Annotated in this window: 17 protein-coding genes; 1 reads left to right on the plus strand and 16 read right to left on the minus strand. The window is 68.4% G+C overall.

What is annotated here, in order from left to right:
* Positions 1-141: 141 nt before the first annotated feature.
* The 16 genes from ftsZ to coq7 all read right to left on the minus strand — a co-directional run bounded on the left by ftsZ (position 142) and on the right by coq7 (position 18,756).
* On the minus strand, positions 142-1,332 hold the full coding sequence (ftsZ, locus tag QTN24_RS03985; protein WP_124683205.1) for a cell division protein FtsZ: 1,191 nt from the start codon (positions 1,330-1,332) through the stop codon (positions 142-144).
* A 197-nt stretch (positions 1,333-1,529) separates the two neighbouring features.
* Positions 1,530-2,762: a cell division protein FtsA gene (ftsA, locus tag QTN24_RS03990; RefSeq protein WP_061955279.1), complete on the minus strand. Its 1,233-nt coding sequence runs from the start codon at positions 2,760-2,762 to the stop codon at positions 1,530-1,532.
* Positions 2,759-3,670, minus strand: a complete 912-nt coding sequence (locus QTN24_RS03995; protein WP_313835357.1) for a cell division protein FtsQ/DivIB — start codon at positions 3,668-3,670, stop codon at positions 2,759-2,761. Before QTN24_RS03995 ends, ftsA begins: the two co-directional genes overlap by 4 nt.
* A 55-nt stretch (positions 3,671-3,725) precedes the next feature.
* Positions 3,726-4,709, minus strand: coding sequence for a D-alanine--D-alanine ligase (locus tag QTN24_RS04000; protein WP_313835358.1), 984 nt, complete (start codon positions 4,707-4,709; stop codon positions 3,726-3,728).
* Positions 4,706-6,121 carry a UDP-N-acetylmuramate--L-alanine ligase gene (gene murC, locus QTN24_RS04005; protein ID WP_124683202.1) on the minus strand — a complete coding sequence of 472 codons (1,416 nt, stop codon included), beginning with the start codon at positions 6,119-6,121 and terminating at the stop codon, positions 4,706-4,708. The genes QTN24_RS04000 and murC overlap by 4 nt, the downstream gene beginning before the upstream one ends.
* Positions 6,122-6,131: 10 nt before the next feature.
* Positions 6,132-7,199, minus strand: a complete 1,068-nt coding sequence (gene murG, locus QTN24_RS04010) for an undecaprenyldiphospho-muramoylpentapeptide beta-N-acetylglucosaminyltransferase (RefSeq protein WP_124683201.1) — start codon at positions 7,197-7,199, stop codon at positions 6,132-6,134.
* Entirely contained in the window at positions 7,196-8,437 is a 1,242-nt protein-coding gene (gene ftsW / locus QTN24_RS04015) for a putative lipid II flippase FtsW (protein WP_124683200.1), read from the minus strand. The genes murG and ftsW overlap by 4 nt, the downstream gene beginning before the upstream one ends.
* The gene (murD, locus tag QTN24_RS04020; protein WP_313835359.1) at positions 8,434-9,945 is read right to left on the minus strand and encodes a UDP-N-acetylmuramoyl-L-alanine--D-glutamate ligase; all 1,512 of its coding nucleotides are present in this window, start codon (positions 9,943-9,945) and stop codon (positions 8,434-8,436) included. Before murD ends, ftsW begins: the two co-directional genes overlap by 4 nt.
* Positions 9,946-10,002: 57 nt before the next feature.
* Positions 10,003-11,172: a phospho-N-acetylmuramoyl-pentapeptide-transferase gene (gene mraY / locus QTN24_RS04025; RefSeq protein WP_124683198.1), complete on the minus strand. Its 1,170-nt coding sequence runs from the start codon at positions 11,170-11,172 to the stop codon at positions 10,003-10,005.
* Positions 11,173-11,184: 12 nt separating this feature from the next.
* On the minus strand, positions 11,185-12,585 hold the full coding sequence (murF, locus tag QTN24_RS04030) for a UDP-N-acetylmuramoyl-tripeptide--D-alanyl-D-alanine ligase (protein ID WP_313835360.1): 1,401 nt from the start codon (positions 12,583-12,585) through the stop codon (positions 11,185-11,187).
* Positions 12,582-14,129, minus strand: a complete 1,548-nt coding sequence (locus tag QTN24_RS04035) for a UDP-N-acetylmuramoyl-L-alanyl-D-glutamate--2,6-diaminopimelate ligase (RefSeq protein WP_313835361.1) — start codon at positions 14,127-14,129, stop codon at positions 12,582-12,584. The genes murF and QTN24_RS04035 overlap by 4 nt, the downstream gene beginning before the upstream one ends.
* Positions 14,126-15,946: a peptidoglycan D,D-transpeptidase FtsI family protein gene (locus QTN24_RS04040; RefSeq protein WP_124683195.1), complete on the minus strand. Its 1,821-nt coding sequence runs from the start codon at positions 15,944-15,946 to the stop codon at positions 14,126-14,128. Before QTN24_RS04040 ends, QTN24_RS04035 begins: the two co-directional genes overlap by 4 nt.
* A complete protein-coding gene (ftsL, locus tag QTN24_RS04045) occupies positions 15,943-16,260 on the minus strand; it encodes a cell division protein FtsL (RefSeq protein WP_124683194.1) in 318 nt (105 codons plus the stop codon). The genes QTN24_RS04040 and ftsL overlap by 4 nt, the downstream gene beginning before the upstream one ends.
* Positions 16,257-17,234, minus strand: a complete 978-nt coding sequence (gene rsmH, locus QTN24_RS04050) for a 16S rRNA (cytosine(1402)-N(4))-methyltransferase RsmH (protein ID WP_124683193.1) — start codon at positions 17,232-17,234, stop codon at positions 16,257-16,259. Before rsmH ends, ftsL begins: the two co-directional genes overlap by 4 nt.
* Positions 17,235-17,241: 7 nt before the next feature.
* On the minus strand, positions 17,242-17,670 hold the full coding sequence (mraZ, locus tag QTN24_RS04055; protein WP_124683192.1) for a division/cell wall cluster transcriptional repressor MraZ: 429 nt from the start codon (positions 17,668-17,670) through the stop codon (positions 17,242-17,244).
* 462 nt (positions 17,671-18,132) lie between these two features.
* Positions 18,133-18,756, minus strand: coding sequence for a 2-polyprenyl-3-methyl-6-methoxy-1,4-benzoquinone monooxygenase (gene coq7, locus QTN24_RS04060; protein WP_313835362.1), 624 nt, complete (start codon positions 18,754-18,756; stop codon positions 18,133-18,135).
* A 343-nt stretch (positions 18,757-19,099) separates the two neighbouring features.
* Between coq7 and QTN24_RS04065 the strand changes: the two genes are divergently transcribed.
* Positions 19,100-20,284 (plus strand): porin, encoded by a 1,185-nt coding sequence (locus QTN24_RS04065; RefSeq protein WP_124683190.1) that lies wholly within the window; start codon positions 19,100-19,102, stop codon positions 20,282-20,284.
* The last annotated feature ends 114 nt before the right edge of the window (positions 20,285-20,398 follow it).

The following is a 20,398-nucleotide window of genomic DNA, read 5'->3' on the forward strand; positions in this document are numbered from 1 at the left end:
CGGCTATTCGCCGTGCGCGCTGACGGGCGACGTCAGTCCAGGCTATCGCCGGGCGGATAGGGAGCGCCCAGGCGATGCGTGACGGACTTCGGACAACCTGCCAGGCGCACGGCCGCAGCCGCCGCCCCGCCGGAGCCCAACTCAGTCTGCCTGCTTGCGCAGGAAGGCCGGGATGTCGTACGTGTCCACGCCCTTTTCCTGCAGCGCCGCGACGTGGGCCGATGCCGACTCACGCGAGCTGCGCCACACCGCCGGGGTGTCCAGGTTGCTGTAGTCGGGCGAGGCATGTGCCGGCGCGGCGGTCAGGCCGGCCATCATCTGCACGGGGATGTTGTCCGTGCCGGTCTTCAGCAGCGTCATCGGCTGCTGCTTCTTGGCCGAACGGCCCAGGCCCGTCGCCACCACGGTCACGCGCAGCGCGTCGCCCATCGAGTCGTCGTACACCGTACCGAAGATCACGGTCGCGTCTTCCGCGGCGTAGCTGCGGATCGTGTTCATGACTTCCTTGGTTTCCGACAGCTTCAGCGAGCGGCTGGCCGTGATGTTGACCAGCACGCCGCGCGCGCCGGACAGGTCCACGCCTTCCAGCAGCGGGCTCGCCACGGCCTGCTCGGCGGCCAGGCGGGCGCGGTCCACGCCGGACACGGTTGCCGTGCCCATCATGGCCTTGCCCTGCTCGCCCATCACCGTCTTCACGTCCTCGAAGTCGACGTTCACCAGACCGTCGACATTGATGATCTCGGCGATGCCGGCCACGGCGTTGTGCAGCACGTCGTCGGCGCACTGGAAGCACTTGTCCATCTCGGCGTCGTCGCCCATCACCTCGAACAGCTTCTCGTTGAGCACAACGATCAGCGAGTCCACCGACGCTTCCAGCTCGCCCGAGCCATGTTCGGCCACCTTGGCGCGGCGTGCGCCTTCGAAGTCGAACGGCTTGCTGACCACGCCCACGGTCAGGATGCCCATTTCCTTGGCCACCTGCGCCACGATCGGCGCGGCACCGGTACCGGTACCGCCGCCCATGCCGGCAGTGATGAAGACCATGTGGGCGCCGCGTAGCGCGTCGGCAATCTGCTCGCGCGCCGATTCGGCGCAGTTGCGGCCCACTTCGGGCTTGGCACCGGCGCCCAGGCCGGTGTTGCCGAGCTGCAGGACGCGCGACGCCGTGGAACGCTTGAGCGCCTGGGCATCGGTATTCATGCAGATGAATTCCACGCCCTGCACACCACGGCTGATCATGTGCTGCACGGCATTGCCGCCCGCGCCGCCCACGCCCACCACCTTGATGATGGTGCCGTCCTGAATCTCCGTTTCGATCATGTCAAAGTCCATCACTGCCTCCGAGAAAAATCAGTCCCCAAACGCTGCGGCCTCCCCGCCGCAACCCTTGGTTCCTGAACAAGAAACCATCAAAGAACTACTCGCCAATACTGCTGAAAAACTGCCTGATCCTGCTCAACGTGCCACGCGCCGATCCGCTGACTGCAACAGGCGCGTTGCACTTAAGAATTTCCTGACACGCTTGCGGCTCAGAAGTTGCCAACAAACCATTCCTTCATGCGTGTCCACACCTGCTTGACCTGCCCGCTCTGCACCGCCACCTTGCGGCCGCGCATCCGCTGCACGCAGCCTTCCTGCAGCAGGCCCATCACGGTGGAATAGCGCGGGCTCTTCACCACCTCGTGCAGGTTGCCGCGATACTCGGGCACGCCCACGCGCACCGGCTTCAGGAAGATGTCCTCGCCCAGCTCGACCATGCCCGGCATCATCGCCGTGCCGCCCGTGATCACCACGCCCGACGACAGGAGCTCCTCGTAGCCGGATTCGCGCACCACCTGGTGCACCAGCGAGTACAGCTCCTCGATGCGCGGCTCGATCACGGCGGCCAGCGCCTGGCGGCTCAGCGTGCGCGTGCCGCGGTCGCCCACGCCGGGCACCTCGATCATGTCTTCCGGGTCGGCAATGGCCTGCTTGGCAATGCCGTACTGCATCTTGATGTCCTCGGCGTCGGGCGTCGGGGTGCGCAGCGCCATGGCAATGTCGTTGGTGATCTGGTCGCCGGCGATGGGGATCACGGCCGTGTGGCGGATCGCGCCTTCGCTGAAGATGGCGATGTCGGTGGTGCCGCCGCCAATGTCCACCAGCACCACGCCCAGTTCCTTCTCGTCCTCGGTCAGCACGGCCAGGCTCGACGCCAGCGGCTGCAGGATCAGGTCGTGCACCTCCAGCCCGCAGCGGCGCACGCACTTGACGATGTTCTGCGCCGCGCTGACCGCGCCGGTCACGATGTGCACCTTCACCTCCAGCCGGATGCCGCTCATGCCGATGGGCTCGCGCACGTCTTCCTGGCCGTCGATGATGAATTCCTGCGTCAGGATGTGCAGGATCTGCTGGTCGGTCGGGATGTTGACCGCCTTGGCCGTCTCGATCACGCGGGCCACGTCCGTCTGCGTGACCTCCTTGTCCTTGATCGCCACCATGCCGCTGGAGTTGAAGCTGCGGATATGGCTGCCGGCGATGCCCGTGAACACCTCGGCGATCTTGCAGTCGGCCATCAGCTCGGCCTCCTCCAGCGCGCGCTGGATGGACTGCACGGTGGCCTCGATGTTGACCACGACCCCCTTCTTCAAACCCTTGGACTCTGACTGGCCCATCCCGATGACCTCGTAGCTGCCGTCGGGGCGCAGTTCCGCCACCACGGCCGCCACCTTCGAGGTGCCGATGTCGAGACCGACCAGAAGGTCCTTGTATTCCTTGCTCATCGAGTTTTCTCCGCGTTCTTACTCTTGAGTCGCGTCGGATTGTTGTTGGAGTGGCCGGCCGAAGCCGCCTGGGCGGCACCCGCTGCCGCCGCCTTCGTTGCTTCCTTGGCCGCCGCCTTGGCCGCGGCCTTCGCCTGGTCCTCGGTCAGGAAGCGCACGTTCGCCGTGCGGATCGCAAAACCGTTGGGGTAGCGCAGGTCGGCGTATTCGATCTGCTTGCCCCACTGCTGCGTCAGCTGCGGCCACGACGCCACGAAGCGCTTGACCCGCGCCTCCATGGCACCGCGGTCCTCGTCGTTCTGCTCGCGGCCGAACTCGATCACCATCCCGTTCGACAGCCGCGCCCGCCACGCATAGCGGCCGGACAGCGCCACCGCCAGCGGCTCGGCCTGGATCGGCCTGAACCACTCGCGCATCGTTTCCAGCTTGGCGACCACGTCTTCCTCGCTGTCCGGCGGGCCGTCCAGCGCCAGCAACTGGGCGTCTTCCTCGGCCTCGGCCGTGTTGGCGACGAACACCTCGCCATAGGTGTTGATCAGCCGCCCGCTGTCCGTGCCGCCCCAGGTGCCCAGCGCCTCGTGCTCTTCCACCTGCACGGCCAGCCCGTTCGGCCATTCGCGCCGCACACTGGCATGGCGCACCCATGGCACCGATTCGAACGCCTGGCGCGCGGCGTTCAGGTCGAGCGTGAAGAAATTGCCCGACAGCTTGTTCAGCGCGTTGGCCCGCACGCTCGGCGCGTTCACGTGGCGCAGCTGGCTGCCGTCCGTGGACGTCAGCTCCACGTGCGTGATGGCGAAAACGGGCCGCTGCGCCAGCCACAGCAGGCCGGCGCCAAGCGCCATGAGCGCCACCAGCGCATAGAGCGCTGAGGCGATCAGGTTGAGCAGGCGCGCGTTGTGCCACATGGTCGTAGGTCGGGCGGTCAGCCGGTTCGGGTCGCGTTGAGGCGAGTTGGTCGGATTACTCGGGTTTCCAGTGCTCGTTCGGATGCAGGTCCAGCGTCGCGGCGGCCAGCACCTGCATCACGAAATCCTCGTAGCTGATGCCCTGCGCGCGCGCCGCCATCGGCACGAGCGAATGGCCGGTCATGCCGGGCGAGGTGTTCATTTCGAGCAGGTACGGCTTGCCGGCGCGCGTCAGCATCACGTCGGCGCGGGCCCAGCCTCGGCAACCCAGTACGCGGAACGCCTCCACGGCCAGCGCGCGGACTTCACGCTCCAGCGCGTCGGGCAGCGTCGAAGGGCACAGGTATTGGGTATCGTCAGTAAAGTACTTATTTTGATAGTCGTAGTTCGACTCGGGCGCCACAATCTTGATGACCGGCAGCGCCTCGGCCGTGGCGCCCTCGCCCACCACGGGGCAGGTCAGCTCGTCGCCGTCGATGAATTCCTCGGCAATCACGTCGGCGTCCAGCCCGGCGGCGCGCGCAAATGCGTCGCGCATCTGGCCGGCCTCGGTCACCTTGGTCAGGCCGATCGACGACCCCTCGCGCGCCGGCTTGACGATCAGCGGCAGGCCCAGGTCACGCACCACGGCGTCGAAATCGGTATCCGCATGCAGCATGGCAAAGCGCGGCGTGGCCAGCCCGTGCGTCATCCAGAGCCGCTTGGTGGCCTGCTTGTCCATGGCCATGGCCGATGCCAGCACGCCGCTGCCCGTGTAGGGCAGGCCAAGCTGCTCCAGCAGGCCCTGCATCGTGCCGTCCTCGCCGTAGCGGCCGTGCAGCGCGATGAACACGCGGTCGAACCTTGCCGCGGCCAGCTCCGCCACGGACTGCAGCGCCGGGTCGAAGCCGTGCGCGTCCACGCCGCGCGCCTTCAGCGCCGCCAGCACGCCGTTGCCGGACATCAGCGAGATCTCGCGCTCGGCCGACTTGCCGCCCAGCAGCACGCCAACCTTGCCCAGCGACTTCGGATCGATATTGGGATGGGCGACGAAGCTCATTGCTGGCCTCCTGCCTGGTGCGACACCAGTTGTCCCGGGACGGCGCCAATCGTGCCGGCGCCCATCGTCACGACCACATCGCCAGGCCGCACGGCATTCAGGATCGACTGGGGCATGTCCTCGATCTGCTCCACGAAAACGGGTTCCACCTTGTTGGCCACGCGCAGCGCGCGGGTCAGCGCGCGGCCGTCGGCGGCCACGATCGGCGCCTCGCCGGCCGCGTAGACCTCGGCCAGCAGCAGCGCGTCCACGGTGCCCAGCACCTTCACGAAATCCTCGAAACAGTCGCGCGTCCGCGTGAAGCGGTGCGGCTGGAACGCCAGCACCAGCCGGCGGTCCGGAAACGCGCCGCGCGCGGCGGCCAGCGTCGCGGCCATCTCCACCGGGTGGTGGCCGTAGTCGTCCACCAGCGTGAAGGTGCCGGCGCCGTCGGGCGTGGCCACCTCGCCGTAGCGCTGGAAGCGGCGGCCCACGCCGTGGAATTCGCGCAGCGCCTTGACGATGGCGGCGTCCGGCACTTCCAGCTCGGTCGCGATGGCAATGGCGGCCAGCGCGTTCTGCACGTTGTGCAGGCCGGGCAGGTTCAGCACCACGTCCAGCGGCGGCTCGGCGTGGCCGTTCAACTGGCGCAGCACCGTGAAATGCATCTGGCCGTCCACGGCGCGCGCATTGATCGCGCGGATCTGGGCGTCCTCGGCAAAGCCGTAGCGCACCACGGGCTTGGAGACGAACGGCATGATCTCGCGCACGTTCGGATCATCGACGCACAGCACGGCAATGCCGTAGAACGGCAGCCGCTGGGTGAACTCCACGAACGCCTGCTTGAGCCGGGCGAAGTCGTGCCCGTAGGTGTCCATGTGGTCGGCGTCGATGTTGGTGATGACCTCCATCACCGGAAACAGGTTCAGGAACGACGCGTCCGACTCGTCGGCCTCGGCCACGATGAAGTCGCCGGTGCCCAGCCGGGCGTTGGCGCCAGCCGAATTCAGCCGGCCGCCGATCACGAAGGTCGGGTCCAGCCCGCCCTCGGCCAGCACCGACGCCACCAGGCTGGTCGTGGTGGTCTTGCCGTGCGTGCCGGCAATGGCGACGCCCTGCTTGAGCCGCATCAGCTCGGCCAGCATCACGGCGCGCGGCACCACGGGGATGCGGCGCGCGCGGGCGGCCAGCACCTCGGGGTTGTCGTTGGTCACCGCGGTGGACACCACCACGGCATTGGCACCGTCCACGTTGGCCGCGTCATGGCCGTGGCAGACGCGGGCGCCCAGCGAGGCCAGCCGCCGCGTGGCGGCGTTGCTGCCCATGTCGGAGCCCGAGACCTTGTAGCCCAGGTTCAGCAGGACCTCGGCGATGCCGCTCATGCCGGCCCCGCCGATGCCTACGAAGTGGATGTTCTTGACGATATGCTTCATTGAATTCGATTTACCTTGCCATCTGGCGGCAGATTTCGGCCACGCGCCGCGTGGCGTCCGGCTTCGCCAGGTGACGCGCAGCGCGCGCCATGTCCTTCAGTTGCCCGCGGTCCAGGCTGGCCAGCGTCTGCGCCAGGCCCTCCGCGTTCAACGCATGTTGTTGCACCAGCAACGCCGCGCCCTGCTTCGACAGGAACTGGGCGTTGGTGGTCTGGTGGTCGTCCACCGCGTGCGGGAACGGCACGAACAGCGCGGCCACCCCGGCGGCCGCCACCTCGGATACCGTCATCGCGCCGGCGCGGCAGATGACCAGGTCGGCGTCGGCATAGGCCGCCGCCATGTCGTCGATGAATGGCACGGTCTCGCCGGCCACGCCCGCTGCCGCGTAGTTCGCGCGAAGCTGGTCGATCTGCTTTGCCCCGGCCTGGTGCGTCACCACCGGCCGGCTGGCCTCGGGCAGCAGCGCCAGCGCCTTCGGCACGACGTCGTTCAGCGCCGCGGCGCCCAGGCTGCCGCCCACCACGAGAATCCGCAGCGGCCCGGTCCGGCCGTCGTAGCGCGACGCCGGATCGGCAATCGACGCCAGCTCGGCCCGCACCGGGTTGCCGGTCCACTCGCTGTCCGGCAGCGCATCGGGGAACGCGCACAGCACGCGGTCCGCCACCCTGGCCAGCACCTTGTTGGTCAGGCCGGCGATGGAGTTCTGCTCGTGCAGCACCAGCGGCCGACCCAGCAGCGACGCCATCATCCCGGCCGGGAACGTGATGTAGCCGCCCATGCCCAGCACCACGTCCGGCTTGACCCGGCGCAGCGCGCCCAGGCTCTGCCAGAACGCGCGCAGCAGGTTCAGCGGCAGCAGGAACTTGGTCAGCAGGCCCTTGCCGCGCAGCCCGCCGAACTGGACGAATTCCATCGGGATGTCGTGCTTGGGCACCAGCGTGGCTTCCATCCCCGTGCGGTTGCCAAGCCAGACCACGCGCCAGCCCTCGTCGCGCAGCGCGTGCGCGACGGCCAGCCCCGGGAACACGTGGCCCCCGGTGCCGCCCGCCATGACGAGGAGGGTGCGGCCGTCGGTCATACCTTGCCCCCGCGCATCAGCACCCGGTTCTCGTAGTCGATCCGCAGCACGATGGCCAGCGCCACGCAGTTCATCAGGATGCCCGAGCCGCCGTAGCTCACCAGCGGCAGCGTCAGCCCCTTGGTCGGCAGCAGGCCCAGGTTCACGCCCATGTTGATGAAGGTCTGCCAGCCGATCCAGACGCCCATGCCCTTGGCCACCAGCCCGGCGAACGTGCGGTCGAGCTGCAGCGCCGTGCGGCCGATGTTGAAGCAGCGGCGCACCAGCCAATAGAACAGCACGATCATGACCAGCACGCCGACGAAGCCGAATTCCTCGCCGATCACGGCCAGGATGAAGTCGGTATGCGCCTCGGGCAGGTAGTGCAGCTTCTCGATGCTGCCGCCCAGGCCCACGCCGGTCCATTCGCCGCGCCCGAACGCGATCAGCGAGTGCGTGAGCTGGTACGCCTTGCCCAGCGCGTTGCTTTCTTCCCACGGGTTCAGGTAGGCGAAGATCCGCTCGCGGCGCCACGGCGACGCCGTGATCAGCAGCCCGAACGCCCCCACCGCCACGCCCACCAGCCCCGCGAACAGCTTGCCGTTGATGCCGCCCAGGAACAGGATGCCCATCGCCACGGCCGCGATCACCAGGAACGCGCCCATGTCCGGCTCCAGCAGCAGCAGCATGCCCACCACCACCACGGCCACGCCCATCGGCAGGAAGCCCTTGGAGACGGTCTGCATCCATTCCTGCTTGCGCACCGTGTAGTTGGCCGCGTACAGCACCACGGCCAGCTTCATCAGCTCCGACGGCTGGAAGTTCATGATGCCCAGCGGAATCCAGCGCCGCGCGCCGTTCACGCCCTTGCCCACGAACGGCACCAGCACCAGCACCAGCAGCACCAGCGCGACGATGAACAGCTTGGGCGCGTACTTGTCCCAGACCTTCACCGGGATCTGGAACGCCACCAGCCCCATCGACAGCCCGATGAACAGCGCGAACGCGTGCCGCACCAGGAAGTGGGCCTCGCGGTAATTGGCGTAGCGCGGGGAGTCCGGCAGCGCGATCGACGCCGAGTAGACCATCACCAGGCCGAACGTCAGCAGCACGATCGCCACCCACAGCAGCGGCTGGTCGTACTCCATCATCCGCGAGCGCGTGGGCTTGACGCCCGACACCGCGTCGCGCAGGCCACCCCAGGCGCTGCCGATGGTGGCGCCGATGAATCCGCTGCGCTTGACCTGCGTGTCGCTCATGGCATGATCCCCCGGGACAGGGCCAGTTCTTCCACCGCGCCGCGGAACACCTGCGCGCGGTGTACGTAGTTGCGGAACATGTCCAGGCTGGCGCACGCCGGCGACAGCAGGACCACGTCGCCGCCCTCGGCCAGCCGCGCGGCGGCCTCGACGGCGGCTTCCAGCGAGTCGGCGTCAACGATCTGCGTGCCGGTGTCGGCCAGCGCCGCGCGGATCTCGCCGGCGTCCTTGCCGATCAGCACCACGGCGCGCGCGTACTGGGCCACGGGCGCGGCCAGCGGCGAGAAGTCCTGGCCCTTGCCCTCGCCCCCGGCGATCAGCACCACGCGCTTGTCCAGCCCGTTCAGCGCTGCCACCGTGGCGCCGACGTTGGTGCCCTTGCTGTCGTCGAAGTACTCGACGTCGTCGATCGTCGCCACCCATTCCACGCGGTGCGGCTCGCCGCGATACTCGCGCAGGCCGTGCAGCAGCGCGTTCAGCGGCAGGTCGATCGCCCGGCACAGCGCCAGCGCCGCCATGGCGTTGGTGGCGTTGTGCATGCCGCGGATGTGCAGCGCATCGGCCGGCATCAGCCGCTTGTGGCGCACCGGCAGGGCGGCCTCGGGCGCGTCGTCCTTCTTGCGGCGGCGCGGCTTCTGGTCGGCTTCGGCCTCGTGGTCGGGCTCGGCCAGGATCAGCCACGGCATGCCGCCGTCGCGCAGCACGCCGTAGCTGCCCACCGTCTCGGGCAGGTCCGTGCCGAAGGTGACCAGCGCGGTGCCCGGGCGGGCCATGTCCATCGTCAGGCGGTCCTGGCGGTTCAGCACCTGCACGCAGCCCTTGCCGGCCGGGCCGAAGATGCGCGCCTTGGCGGCCGCGTAGGCCTCCATCGAGCCGTGCCAGTCCAGGTGATCCTGTGTGAGGTTCAGCACAGTCGCCGCGTGCGGCGCCAACGAGAATGTGTAGGCCAGCTGGAAGCTCGACAGTTCGAGCACCCAGACATCGGGCAGCGTGGCGCTGGCAATGCATGCCGAGAGCTTGTCCAGCGCCGACGGGCTGATGTTGCCGGCCACGCCCACGGTCTTGCCCGCCCGCTCGATCAGGCGGCCGGTCAGCGCGGTGGTCGTGGTCTTGCCGTTGGTGCCGGTGATCGCCAGCACCTTCGGCGCGTAGCCGGACGTGGCTTCCAGGTAGCCCAGTGCCTGCGCGAACAGTTCGATCTCTCCCCAGACCGGAATGCCGCGCGCCTGGGCGGCGTCCAGCAGCGCCTGCGTGGCGGGATCCAGCGGCGAGAGCCCCGGGCTGATCGCCACCAGGCCGATGCCGTCGAGCAGGGCATCCGCGAACGGGCCGCCGACGAACTGGGCCGACGGGAGTTCGGCCTGCAGGAAAGCCAGGTTGGCGGGCGCCTCGCGGGTGTCGGCCACGCGCACGCGGCAGCCGTTCAGGCCGCACCAGCGTGCCATGGCCAGCCCCGATTCGCCGAGGCCAAGTACCAGCACATGAGGTTTCTGCAACACGCCGAACACTTCGATTTCCTGCCTTTTCAGTCCGTAGAGAGAGATTTCCGCCGCATCAGCGCCGCGTCAGCGCAGCTTCAGCGTCGACAAGCCGATCAGCACCAGCAACATGGTGATGATCCAGAACCGCACGGTGACCTGGGTTTCCTTCCAGCCGCCCAGCTCGAAATGGTGGTGCAGCGGCGCCATGCGGAACAGCCGCCGGCCCTCGCCAAACCGCTTCTTGGTGAACTTGAACCACGTCACCTGCAGCATCACCGACAGCGTTTCCACCACGAAGATGCCGCCCATCACGAACAGCACGATTTCCTGGCGCACGATCACGGCGATGGTGCCCAGCGCGCCGCCCAGCGCCAGCGCGCCCACGTCGCCCATGAACACGCGCGCCGGGTGCGCGTTGAACCACAGGAACGCCAGCCCCGCCCCGGCCATCGCCGAGCAGAAGATCAGCAGCTCGCCCGCGCCCGGGATGTGCGGGAACAGCAGGTACTTGCTGTAGACCGCATTGCCCATCACGTACGCGAACACGCCCAGCGCGCCGCCCACCAGCACCACGGGCATGATCACCAGGCCGTCCAGCCCGTCGGTCAGGTTCACCGCGTTGCTGGAGCCGACGATCACCAGGTACGTCAGCACGATGAAGCCGGTCACGCCCAGCGGGTAGCTGATCTCCTTGAAGAACGGGACGATCAGGTTCATCTTGTACGGCACGTCGGCAAACATGCCGCCTTCGATCCAGCCCAGGAACAGGCTCCAGACGCGCACGTTGCTGGCCTCGGACACCGAGAACGCCAGGTAGACCGCGGCCACCAGCCCGATCAGCGTCTGCCAGAAGAACTTCTCGCGGCTCGACATGCCGCGCGGGTCGCGATACACGACCTTGCGGTAGTCATCCACCCAGCCCACGGCGCCGTAGCCGATCGTCACCAGCAGCACCACCCAGATGAAGCGGTTGCCCCAGTCGCTCCAGAGCAGCGTCGACACGCAGATCGAGATCAGCACCAGCACGCCGCCCATCGTCGGCGTGCCGGACTTCACCAGGTGCGTCTGCGGGCCGATGGTGCGCACGGCCTGGCCGATCTTCAACTCGGTCAGCCGGCGGATGACCCACGGCCCGAAGCCCAGGCCGATCACCAGCGCGGTGAGGTTGGCCATCACCGCGCGGAAGGTCAGGTAGTTGACGACCCGCAGGAAGCTGTAATCGTTTTGCAGCCACTGGGCCAGAGCCAATAACATCGTCTTTCTTTCTTAATGAGCGGAAGGTGATGCGACCAGCGCGTCGACCATCCGTTCCATGCGCATGAAGCGCGATCCCTTCACGAGCACGGCGGCCGCACCGGCCACCACACCCTCCCCGTCTGCCTGCAGCGCCTGCGCCAGCGCATCCGCCGTGGCGAAATGCCGGCCCGCGGCGCCGTACGACTGCACCGCGTGCGTGGCCAGTTCGCCGGTGGCCCAGAGCGTCTCGATGCCGCGCTCGCGCGCATAGGCGCCGATTTCCCGATGGAATGCCGGGCCCTGGTCGCCCACCTCGCCCATGTCGCCGATCACCAGCACGCGCGGCGCGGCAAAGCCGGCCAGCACGTCGATGGCGGCGCGCATCGAGTCCGGATTCGCGTTGTACGTATCGTCGATCACCACGGTCCCGGCCGGTGTGTGCTTGACCTGCAGCCGGCCCTTCACGGCCGCGAAGCCGGCAATGCCACGCTGGATGGCATCGACCGCCACGCCGGCGGCCAGCGCGCAGGCCGTGGCGGCCAGCGCGTTGCGCACGTTGTGGGCGCCCAGCAGCGGCAGGCGCAAGTCGAACGCCTTGTCCTCCGCCACCACATGCATGACCTGCACGCCTGCCTGGACCGACACGCTGGCCCGCACGTCGGCCGACGCGTCGGTGCCGAACGCCAGCACGCGCCGCGTGCCGGCCGCCTGGCGCCAGATTGCCGCGTGCTCGCCGCCGCTCTCGGCATCCACCGGAAACACGGCCACGCCGTCGGCCGCCAGGGCCGCGATGGCGCTGGCGTGCTCGTGCGCCACCGCCTCCACGCTGACCATGAACTCCTGGTGCTCGCGCTGGGCGTTGGTGATCACGGCCACGGTGGGCTGGGCGATACCGGCCAGGTAGACCGTCTCGCCTGGGTGGTTCATGCCCAGTTCCAGCACGGCCAGCCGGTGGTGCGCGCGCAGGCGCAGCACGGTCAGCGGCAGGCCGATGTCGTTGTTCAGGTTGCCGCCGGTTGCCAGCCGGTCGGCCTCGCCGACGGCCGCCGCAAAGATGGCCGCAATCATTTCCTTGACCGTGGTCTTGCCGTTGCTGCCGGTCACGGCCACCGTGGGCGGCGTGAACTGGCGGCGCCAGCCGGCGGCCAGCTCGCCCAGGCCGATGCGCGTGTCGGGCACCACCAGCGCGGGCACGTCGACGCCCGGGTCGCGGCTCACCAGCACGGCGGCGGCGCCGCGCGCCACCACATCGGCCAGGAAGTCGTGCGCGTCGAAGCGCTCGCCCTTGAGCGCCACGAACAGGTCGCCGGGCTGCACGGTGCGGCTGTCGGTATGCACACGCGAGAACGCACGCGCGGCATCGCCTGAAATACGCGCGCCGGCCATCCAGCCGGCGGCTTGCTGCAAAGTCGTCATCGGGGTTCCATTCATGCCGATACTCCCCGCGTGCCCAGGGTCAGGCGCACATGTTCGCGGTCGGAGAACGGCCGCTTGCGGCCCTGTATCTCCTGCGTGGCTTCATGGCCCTTGCCGGCCACGAGCACCACGTCGGCCGGGGCGGCGTGCCGGATCGCCTGCAGGATCGCGGCGGCGCGGTCCTCGATCAGCCGCGCGCGGCTGCGGTCCTGCATGCCGTCGGCAATCTGTTCGAGGATGTCGAGCGGGTCCTCGCTGCGCGGGTTGTCGCTGGTCAGCACCACCTCGTCGGCCAGCCGCTCGGCCACGCCGCCCATCAGCGGGCGCTTGGTGGCGTCGCGGTCGCCGCCGCAGCCGAACACGCACCAGAGCCGGCCCTGGCGGGCGTCGGCCACCGGACGCAGCGCGGCCAGCGTCTGCGCCAGCGCGTCGGGCGTGTGGGCGTAGTCGACCACGGCCAGCGGCGCGTCGTGGCCGCCGAACAGTTCCATCCGGCCGTCGACCGGCGCCAGCGTGCGCAGCGCGGCAATCGCGGCATCCCAGGCCACGCCCTGGGCCAGCGCGGCACCCAGCACGGCCAGCAGGTTGCTGACGTTGAAGGTGCCGATCATCGGCGTGGCCACGTCGGCGCTGCCGAAGCTGCCATCGACGCGGAACGCCGTGCCCGACGCCGTGGCGCGCACGTCGGTCGCCCGCAGCCACTGGCCACGGGCCGTGGTGGCGCCGGCCTTGCCGTCGATGCCGTATTCGATGACCTGCGGCGCGCTGACGGCGGCGGCGTTGCCGGCCAGCAGCCGGGTGCCCATCGCATCGTCGCGGTTGATCACGGCCGCGCGCAGCCCGTCCCACTGGAACAGCAGCGCCTTGGCCGCCTCGTACTCGGCCATCGTGCCGTGGTAGTCCAGGTGGTCCTGCGTCAGGTTGGTCAGCACGGCCACGGCAAACCCGGTGCCGGCCACGCGGCCCTGCTCCAGCCCGTGCGACGACACCTCCATGGCGATGGCGCGCGCGCCGGCGTCGTGCAGCTCGGCCAGGCTGGCCTGGAGCTGGACGGCGTCGGGCGTCGTGAATCCGGTGAGCTGCAGCGCGTCCGGGAAGCCGGTGCCCAGCGTGCCGATGGTCGCGCACGGCGTGCCGGTGGCCTGCAACAGCCGCGCCAGCCACTGCGAGCACGAAGTCTTGCCGTTGGTGCCCGTCACGCCGGTCACGGCGAGGTTGCGGCCGGCGATGCCGTACCAGCCGGCCGCGATCGGGCCGGCCAGCCAGTGCAGGCGCGACACCGGCAGACGCGGCACGGCGTCGCCATGCGGCCAGTCGAAGCCGTCAGCCTCGTAGACCACGGCCGACGCGCCGGCGGCGATGGCCTTGTCGATATGCGGACGCCCGTCGGTCGACAGCCGCGCGTTGCCCAGCACGTACGCGAAAAACACGTCGCCCGGACGCAGCCGGCGCGTGTCGCCGGTCAGGCGCGCGCCGGCCGGGGCGTGCGTACGCAGCCAGGCCAGCGCGTTGCTGGCCTGGGTGGACACCTCGATCGGGAGCATCGGCGTTGCCGTCATGGCGTGGCGCTCCAGGGCGGTTCGCTTTCCTGCACCTTGTCGGTGACCATGAGCTGGCGGATCGGGGAATCGGGCTGCACGTTCAGCGACCGCAGCGCGCCGCCGGTGATCGCCGAGAAGACCGGGCCGGCCACCGCGCCGCCGTAGTGGCTGCCGGCGGTCGGCTCGTCCACGCTGACCGCCACGATCACGCGCGGGTTGGACATCGGCGCCAGGCCGATGAACGACGCGCGGTACTTGCTGCGGTCGTAGCCGCGGCCCACGTGCTTGTACGCGGTACCGGTCTTGCCGCCCACGCGATAGCCCATGACCTGGGCTTCCGGCGCCGTGCCGCCTGGGGCGGTCACGGTTTCCAGCATGCCGCGCACGTCGCGCGCCACCTGGGGCGACAGGATGCGCTCGCCGCTGACCGGGCCGTTGGTCTTGAACATCGACACCGGGATCAGCTCGCCGTCGTGCGCGAAGATGGTATAGGCGTGCGCCACCTGGAACAGCGACACGGACAGGCCGTAGCCGTACGACATCGTGGCCTGCTCGATCGGGCGCCAGCTCTTCCAGGGCCGCACGCGGCCGGCCACGGCGCCCGGGAAGCCGATCTTCGGCGCCTGGCCCAGGCCCACGCTGGTGAACATGTCCCACATTTCCTGCGGCTTCATCATCATCGCGATCTTGGTCGTGCCGATGTTGCTCGACTTCTGGATCACGCCGCCCACCGTGAGCGCGCCGTAGTTGTGGGTGTCCGAGATCGTGGCGCCCTCGAACGTGAACTTGCCGGTGGTCTGGATCGTCGTGGCCGGCGTCACGCGGCCCAGCTGCAGCGCCAGGCCCACCGTGATCGGCTTCATCATCGAGCCGGGCTCGAAGGTGTCGGTCAGCACGCGATTGCGCAGCTGTTCGCCCGACAGGCGGCTGCGGTCGTTCGGGTTGTAGGTCGGCCAGTTGGCCAGCGCCAGCACCTCGCCGGTCTGCGCGTCCAGCACCACGGCGCTGGCGGCCTTGGCCTTGTTGCGCTCGACCACGGCCTTGACCTCGTTGTAGGCCAGGTACTGGATCTTGGCGTCGATCGACAGCTGCATGTCCTGCCCGTCGCGCGGCGTCTTGAGAATGCCGACGTCTTCCACCACGCGGCCCAGGCGGTCCTTGATGACCTGGCGGGCGCCGGGGCTGCCGGCCAGCACGCCCTCGCGCGCCAGTTCCACGCCTTCCTGGCCCTTGTCCTCGACGTTGGTGAAACCGACGATGTGCGCCATCGCCTCCCCTTCCGGGTAAAAGCGCTTGTATTCGCGGGTCTGGTGCACGCCGTCGATCTTGAGCGCGGCGATCTTGTCGGCGGCGTCGGGCAGCACCTGGCGCTTCAGGTAGACGAAGCTCTTGTCCTCGTTGAACTTGGTGCGCAACTCCTTCTCGGACATGTCCAGCAGCCTGGCAAGCTGGCGCATGCGCTGCGGTTCCAGGTCGTTCGGCACGTCCTCGGGCACGGCCCAGATGGCCTTGACCGGCAGGCTGGTGGCCAGCACCAGGCCGTTGCGGTCCAGGATCTTGCCGCGCGTGGCCGGCAGTTCCAGCGTGCGCTGGAAGCGCTTCTTGCCTTCGGCCTCGTAGAACTGGTTGCCCGGGCCCTGGATCCACATCGCGCGCCCGGCCAGCGCCAGGAACGCGGCGAACATCAGGAACACCACGAACTTGGAGCGCCACATCGGCAGGCGCAGGCCCAGGACCGGGCTGGCCGAGAACTGGCCGGTGCGCGGACGCGCGGCGTCGCCACGCGGCTTGTTGCCGGTGCGGGCGCGGTTCAGGGACGGACGGGCCAGGCTCATTTCGCGGCGCCTCCGGCCGGCTGCTGGGCATCCGGCGGGGTATCGGGCAACACCACGCCCTGCAGGTACTGGGTGCGGCCGGCCATTGCCGGGGCCATCTTGAGCTGCGCGCGTGCCGCGTCGGCAATCCGCGCGCTCTTGCTGAGCGAGCTTTGCTGGTACTGCAGCCGCGCCCAGTCGATATCGAGCTGCTTCTCCTCGGCCTGCGCGCGCTCCAGCGCCACGAACAGCGTGCGCGCCTGGTGCTGGGCGCTGACCAGCGACAGCGCGCACAGCATCAGCGCGGCCAGCAGGAAGAAGGTCAGGCGGTTCATGCCGGCTGGCCTCCGAGCTTTTCAGCCACGCGCATCACAGCGGAGCGGGCGCGCGGGTTGGCGGCCACTTCCTCGGCGCCGGGCTTGAAGCGGCCCAGCAGCTTCATGGTCGGCTGGGGCAGGTCGGCGGCGCGCAGCGGGGCGCGGCGCAGCGCCGGGTCCGCGTCGCGGCCCGGTTGCGCATGCGCCTGCATGAACCGCTTGACGATGCGGTCCTCCAGCGAGTGAAAGCTGATCACCACGAGGCGGCCTCCGGCCTGCAGCAGTTCGTACGCCGCCGTCAGGCCTCTTTCGAGGTCCTCAAGCTCTTGATTGACGTGAATCCGTAGAGCTTGAAAGGTGCGGGTCGCAGGGTCCTGACCCTTCTCGCGTGTCTTGACGGTTTTCGCCACGAGCGCGGCAAGCTCTGAAGTAGTGGCGACTGGTCCGCCATCGCCGGGTTCGCGCCGGCGAGCAACAATCGCCTTTGCAATCTGTACAGCAAACCGTTCTTCCCCATAGTCTCGTATCACCCTGGCAATGTCCTGCTCGTCCGCCTGCGCGAGCCACTCGGCGGCGGTGACGCCGCGCGTGGTGTCCATGCGCATGTCCAGCGGGCCCTCGAAACGAAAGGAAAATCCCCTCGCCGCCTCGTCGATCTGGGGCGAGCTGATTCCCAGGTCGAGCAGTACGCCAGCCACGCGGGGTCGCCCGGCCAGCCGGGTGCCCATGTCCGCAAAGCTCGCGTGCTCAATGGAGAAGCGGGCATCCTTGATGGTGCCCGCTTCTGCGATTGCTGCCGGATCCTTGTCGAAGGCGACGAGGCTGCCGGCCGGCCCAAGCCGCGCCAGCACGGCCCGGCTGTGACCGCCTCTTCCGAAGGTGCCGTCCACGTAGGCGCCGTCGGGCCGCCAGACGAGCGCGTCGACGGCCTCGTCCAGCAACACGGTGCGATGGCGCAGGGCGGTGGTCCCCGGCGTTTCGGTAGGGGTCATGACCTCTTCAGAAAGAGAAATTCTTCAATGCGTCCGGCATGCCTTGCGCCATCGCCGCCTGTTCCTTGGCGGCGTAGGTGGCGGCATCCCAGACTTCGAAATGGCTGCCCATGCCGAGCAGCATCACTTCCTTGTCGAGCATGGCGGCACTGCGCAGCTCCGGTGCGATCAGCACGCGGCCTGCGCCGTCCATCTCCACGTCGGCGGCGTTGCCCAGGAAGATGCGCTTCCACCAATGCGCATCCATCGGCAGCGCCGCGATGCGGCCGCGAAAGACCTCCCATTCGGGCCTGGGAAAGAGCAACAGGCAGCCATCCGGGTGCTTGGTCAGCGTCACCCGGCCCTCGGCCTGCGATTGCAGCGCCTCGCGGTGCCTGGCCGGAATGGACATCCGGCCCTTGGCATCGAGCGACAGCGCCGATGCTCCCTGAAACAAGCTCTTTCCCCCGGTAACCGCCGGCTATTCCAGCCTTTGGCAGGTCGATTCGTCATTGACCGCAACCGATTGTTCCGACGCGAATGATCGCAGACAGAGGTCGGTTTAACACACAAAAATACACTTCCTCACACTATTTCCCACTTTAGAGGAAGCATTTTGGCCGGTCAAGGCTCGAGATGGGGCAAAAAAGGGGGTTTTTTTAATCAGAACAAAGACTTAGCGCGCCAACTTCACGCACCGCAACAGTGAATCCTTAATGAAATGAAGCACTTGGGGAGCAAAGCAGAGAAACCACCTGAGAACGACTCGCGGGAGGGACTGCTGACGGCGCGGACACATTTGCGTTCCTAGCCGTGGGGAAGGATACAACGTTTTGCCGCCAGCCCCGTCCGGCCAAGGGCTCGCGGCGGTTTTCCACAGGCGGGGCAGGCAGCGACGGCCCGCCCGGCTCGGATGTACTCAGATGCGATAGGCCGTGGTGGTCATCACCCGGGACGCGGCACGCATCAGCGCGCGCACCGGCCCGGGCAGCGGCACGCCGCCGGCATCGCGCGCGGCATCGCCATGGCGGACTTCGTCGTCGCGCATCTGTTCGAGGATCGCGCGCGAGCGGCCATCGGCGGCGGGCAGGCGTTCCAGGTGTCCGGTCAGATGGTGCTCGACCTGGCGCTCGGTCTCGGCGACGAAGCCCAGGCTCACGCGGTCGCCAGCCCGGCCCGCAACAAAGCCGATCGCGAACGCGCCGGCGTACCAGAGCGGATTCAGCAGGCTCGGCCGCGAACCCAGTTCGCGCAGCCGCTCGGCGCACCATGCCAGGTGGTCTTCTTCCTCGCGCGCGGCGGCGTCCATCTGCGCGCGGACCGGCGCGCTGTGCGCGGCCAGCTTCTGCGCCTGGTACAGGGCCTGGGCGCAGACCTCGCCGACATGGTTGATGCGCATGAGGCCGGCCACGTGCCGGCGTTCCTCGGGGCTCATCTGCTCCGCGTCAGGCGCGAGCCGGTCCGCCGGGTTGTCCCGGCCGCCGCGCGTGGCGCCGGCGATGGCGCGCAGCGCCACGTCGAATTCTCTGATCAGCGTGTCCATGCGTGTGTCAATGGAGAGTCTGCGGAGCCGGCACGCGCGATGCCCCACTGATGGGTAGAGGGTTGTCTCGGCACCGTTCCGGGATTTCCCGCATTGTACCCGCGCAGTTTTGTGCAGGTTTGCGCCATGCCATGGCACGGCGTGGTTTCGCTAAGGCCGGGTCCCCAATAACCCTTAGTTGTGAAAACCAGACAAGACGTTTACCACAGGGTCAAAAAAAGAGCGCTTTTGCTAGAGTGGTCGGCAGCTTCCCAGGAAGTCAAGCACGGAAGGATGAAGAGGGCTCACAGGAGGTCCTTCCGCATAGCTTCAACTAATAATTCTTAAGTGGAGATCACCCAGCATGAAAAAATCGCTACTCGCGCTTGCCGCGATGAGCGCTTTTGCCACGGCTGCAAATGCGCAATCGAGCGTGACCCTGTACGGCGTCGTTGACGTGCCGATCGAATACAACAACCACCTGGCACCGGGCGTCAACACCACGCCGGCTGGCCTGAACGCCAGCGGCATCCCGCAATCGCTGCCGGGCGGCGGCAGCCGCGTTGGCCTGCAGACCGGTGGCGGCCTGTCCGGCTCGCGCTGGGGCCTGCGCGGTACCGAAGACCTGGGCGGCGGCAATTCGGCGCTGTTCGTGCTGGAAAGCGGTTTCGGCCTCGATGACGGCCGCTCGCAGCAGGGCGGCCGCCTGTTCGGTCGTCAGGCGTACGTCGGCCTGCAGAGCAACACGCTGGGCCGCCTGACCTTCGGTCGCCAGTACACGACGATGTTCGACATGTTCGCGAACTTCTCGCCGACCGGCTACGCGACGATCTACGAACCGGTGGTGGCGCAGCTTGGCACCAACTTCCGTTCGGACAACACGGTCAAGTACACGGCCAAGGCCGGCCCGCTGACGGCCGAGGCGCACTGGAGCTTCGGCACCGGCGTGGCCGCCATCGGTCCCGTGCCGCTGGCTGGCGCGGGCGCCGGCGAAGTGCCGGGCAACTTCAACAACAACGCGGGCGGCGGCGCCGGCCTGCTGTACATGAGCGGTCCGTTCGGCCTGACCGTTGCCTATGACGAATGGCGTCCGGCCGTCGTGATCGGCCAGCAAGGCCGCTCGCGCAAGATCGGCGTGGCCGGCAGCTACGCGGTGGGCCCGTTCAAGGGCATGATCGGCGCCCGCTACGGCCGCCTGACCGCCGCCGACGGTGCCGAACTGCAGCGCGACAACTACTACTGGGCCGGCCTGAACTACCAGGTCACCCCGCCGCTGGGCCTGACGCTGGCGTACTTCTACGACGACATCAGCCAACTGCGCGCGGCCTCGGGCCTGGCGTCGAACAACCCGGCCAACCCGTGGCAGATCAGCTTCGTGGCCGACTACAACTTCTCGAAGCGCACGGACGTCTACCTGACGGCCGGCTACGTGAAGAACTCGGGCCTGAACTTCGACACCTCGGCCGTGAGCTTTGCCAACGGCTACTTCCTGCAGCAGGGCAAGAACAGCCAGATCGGCGTGGCCGTCGGTATCCGCCACAAGTTCTGACCGCCTCGCGCCGTCGACATTGTTCCTTATCTTCCAAGGCGCCTTCGGGCGCCTTTTTTCATGGCGCGCGGTGAATGTCTCAACGGGTTTCACCTCATCCGCGAAGTGGCGCCC

Source organism: Cupriavidus sp. SZY C1, from assembly GCF_032190535.1.
GTDB classification, from domain to species: Bacteria; Pseudomonadota; Gammaproteobacteria; order Burkholderiales; family Burkholderiaceae; genus Cupriavidus; species Cupriavidus pauculus_C.